We start from the raw sequence: 3,791 nt of genomic DNA, 5'->3' as shown, positions 1-3,791 counted from the left end.
ATGGAGATGGCGATCCTGCAACAGGCAATTCTGCTATGGGTATCCTTAATTTCGACAATAATAAATTAAGCAATCCTGAAAATACCTATGTCAATGAGCAGGGATGGTATCGCACTGAGCTGTATTTATCAAACGATTTGGTTGCCTTATTTGATCCTGCAACTGATATGCGCTACTGGTATTTTATGTCGGATGAAGACCCATACGGAGCTCCTGTTCCAGATGGCTACTATATCGCAACCAATGATGGGCAACAACCTTGGTCTGGTATTAAAACGCCTGAAGTATTATTAAATTATTGCGAAGCATTAATGAAGCAGGCAACGCCGAATAGTTCAGAAGCTGTTTCCTATTTGAATATGCTGCGTGAGAAACGTTATTATGCAGCTTTATATACCCCTTATGTGCATACAGACAATGAATCAACATTAGAAGAGGTTATGTTGGAACGCCGGAAAGAATTGCGTTTAACAGCCTGGCGTTGGTTCGATATGAAGCGCTTAGGCTTATCACATAATAGAACTGTCGATGGAACAACCTACACAATTAATGCATCATCTAATAATTATATGTGGGCGATTCCTTTAAATGTGATTGCCATTAACCCACTGGAACAAAACCCACGCGGTTTATAGTCTAAAATACCTAACAGGTTTTTAAAACCTGTTAGGTTTCAATAAAAACTTTCGAAAATGAAGAAACTACTGTGCTTATTATCAATAGCAACGCTATTTGCGTGCTCACAACCCAAGCAATTTATGCTTGATGGAACGATTAAAGGTGTACAAGATGATCAACTGGTTATTGGTACCTTTTCAAGGCAAACCATGTCTTTTACAGCATTGGATACAATGCCCGTAAAGGCCGGACATTTTGAATATAGTCTACCTACTATTGAGACATCAACTTATACCTTTCAATTGATTGAAAATGATGTGCGTTTCTCGTCTATTTTGGAGAATGGTCAATTAACGTTAGTTACTGATGCTGCGACTGCTCAACGCGGCTATATTCAACAGGTTGAGTTAAAGGGCAGTCAGAACCAGGATCTAATACAACAGTTTCATGGGATGAATGAAACGGTGATGGATCGTCCTGAGTTTGCTGAATGTAAGTCCGTTTATTCTAGCATGATGGTAGCCTATAATAACAAAAGCTACGAGGCTTATGAAGAGTTAAAGGAAGAGTATGGCCACATTAGTGAGAACCTGAAAAAAGAAGTTTGGAAAGCGCAAAAAGCTTTATTGGAACAAAACATCGATAAGTACTTTGTAACACAAGTATTTCCTTTTATAAAAAGCGAAGCTTCACTGAGTGAACTTCAAGCCCTTTATATTGCGTTGCCTGAGACTTCAAAGCAAAACCCAACTGTAGTGGATGTAAAGAAAGATATAGATGCCAAACTTGCCATTCAACCCGGTAAGCAGGCGCCCGATTTTACTTTACCTGATCAGAATGGGGAAGATTTTACTTTGTCAAGCCTGAAAGGGCAGTATGTGCTAATTGATTTCTGGGCCAGTTGGTGTAAGCCTTGTCGCGCCTCATTTCCACATATGAAAGAACTGTATACTAAGTACCATGCCAAAGGGTTTGAGATAGTGGGTGTTACCAACGATACCAATGATGGAATGTGGAAAAAAGCTATTGAAGAAGACCAAACTCCCTGGATCCACGTGGCTGATGATTTTTCGAAGCGTCATGCACCTGCTCGTGTTATTTCCGAATATGGCATGGATTTCCTTCCTTCAACTGTATTAATTGATCCTAATGGAGTGATCATCGCCAAGCTTTTACATGGTGATGAGTTGGATAAACAATTGGAGGAGATTTTTGGATTCTAAGAAGTTACAGTACATAACAGGTTTTCGAAATCTGTTAGGCGTTAAAAAACAAAGTATGAAAACACTATCTATTATTACACTTCTCTTAATGTTACTTGACTGTCAGATAGGCAAAGCAGATGGCTACAGAGTAAAAGGAGAAATAGCAGGTTTAAAAAATGGAACCATCACTTTAGGATATTACGACCATGCCAATCAAAAGGCGATTACTATAGATTCTGCGCGGGTGCTAAAGGGACGTTTTGAGTTCAATGGAAAATTGGATTATCCACTGGAAGTCAGAGCCAGAATAACACCTGGCAACTATTATTTCTCTCTTTGGCTCGAAAATAGTAAGATTACGATCAAGAGCGATGTAGCTAATGCTGAAAAAGATGATTGGGGTGGCGCCAATCTGCCAGTTGAAATAAGTGGTTCACACATACAAGATGAGCAAAATATCTATAACGCTTTATTAAAGCCAATTGTAGATGAGCAGGCACCTTACGGCGAAGCTTATAAAAAAGCCAACATGGCGTATATGAAAGGATCAAAAGCACAAGTGCCGGACGATGAGTTAAAGTTACTAAAAGATAAGGCACAAGCCGCTTATGATGCACTTAAGCCCTTTAGTGCCCGTATGAGTGAAGTGTCATTAAACTATATGAACGAACACCCATCTTCATACATTACAGCAAGTATACTCAGGATGCAAAAAAGCTATATGCAGTTAGATGAGGTGAAGCAAAGGTATGAAGCCTTGTCCGATGATATTAAAAGTAGTTATATAGGTCAAAGCATCAAAGCTGAAATTGAAAAGAGCATGAATGGTGTACCGGGAAGTGTGGCAGCCCCTTTTATGAAGAAGGATCTTAACGGTGATCAGATTAGTTTGGAAGAATTTAAAGGACAATATGTATTACTTGACTTTTGGGCCTCGTGGTGTAAACCTTGTCGTGCTGGTAATCCTCACTTAATTAGCTTATATGAAAAATATCAAGAGAAGGGCATCGAGTTTATAGGTATTGCCAGCGATGATAACAATGAGGCAGCCTGGCATAAAGCGATCAAAGAAGATGAAATTGCTATCTGGCGGCATGTACTGAATGGTGATAAACGAAAAGGAGAAAATATTGGTGATAACTATGCAGTACATACATTACCTACTAAAATTCTCATTGATCCTAATGGTAAAATCATTGGTCGCTTTGCAGCCGATGGAGGTACGGATGAAGATATGGATAGAATGTTTGAAGAAATATTCAATGACTAATCAGGGGTAGTAACAATTATTGCACATCGAATGGCTTGAGAAGGTCATTCGATGTCTTGTTTAAGGGCTCCATTAACCTAAATTAACCTTAAGCCCGATCAGGTTAATCCATCTGATTAAACCCGATTAACGAGCAATAATCATTTAAAAATATAGTATGAAGAAACTAATATATGCTTTTACAGCATTGATCATTTCGACCAACCTGATGGCACAGGGAATTGAATTTGAACATGGTCAGTTAAAAGATGCATTAGCGAAAGCTAAAGAAGAAAATAAATTGGTATTTGTTGATGTCTATACTACCTGGTGTGGCCCGTGTAAACAAATGGTAAAGAATATTTTTCCATTGCATGAAGTTGGAACCTATTACAATAAGAACTTTGTCTGTTACAAATTAGATGCTGAAGATGCGAAAGTAAAAGGACCGGATTATGCACAGAAATATAAGGTTAATGGTTTTCCTACTTATTTGTTTTTAAATGGCGAGGGCGAACTTGTGTACAGTACCGGTGGAGCTATGGATGCGGATATGTTTATCAAAGTTGGTAAAAAAGCCTTGGGTGAGGATGTAGATGATGGGTTTGACGAAGTATTGGCCAGGTATCAAAATGGTGATTATTCGGATACTACCATTTTTTTACTAATGACCAAGTTTGTTGAAAAATCAGCTTTAGGAGGCAGCCGCGAAGAAATGA

Annotated in this window: 4 protein-coding genes; all 4 read left to right on the top strand. The window is 38.7% G+C overall.

Going from position 1 to position 3,791, the window contains the following annotated elements:
- Positions 1-635 (top strand): RagB/SusD family nutrient uptake outer membrane protein (locus tag AC4MRQ_RS25290; protein WP_491200516.1); only part of this gene is annotated, 635 nt, incomplete at its 5' end.
- A gap of 57 nt (positions 636-692) precedes the next feature.
- Complete coding sequence (locus AC4MRQ_RS25285) at positions 693-1,841, top strand: redoxin domain-containing protein (protein WP_491200515.1); 1,149 nt, start codon at positions 693-695, stop codon at positions 1,839-1,841.
- A 55-nt stretch (positions 1,842-1,896) separates the two neighbouring features.
- On the top strand, positions 1,897-3,093 hold the full coding sequence (locus AC4MRQ_RS25280; RefSeq protein ID WP_491200514.1) for a redoxin domain-containing protein: 1,197 nt from the start codon (positions 1,897-1,899) through the stop codon (positions 3,091-3,093).
- 157 nt (positions 3,094-3,250) lie between these two features.
- A partial coding sequence (locus tag AC4MRQ_RS25275) for a thioredoxin family protein (RefSeq protein ID WP_491200513.1) occupies positions 3,251-3,791 on the top strand: 541 nt, incomplete at its 3' end.

Source organism: Carboxylicivirga sp., assembly GCF_982718395.1.
The sequence above is the reverse complement of the archived record's forward strand: the minus strand, read 5'-3'. Positions and strand labels throughout refer to the sequence as shown.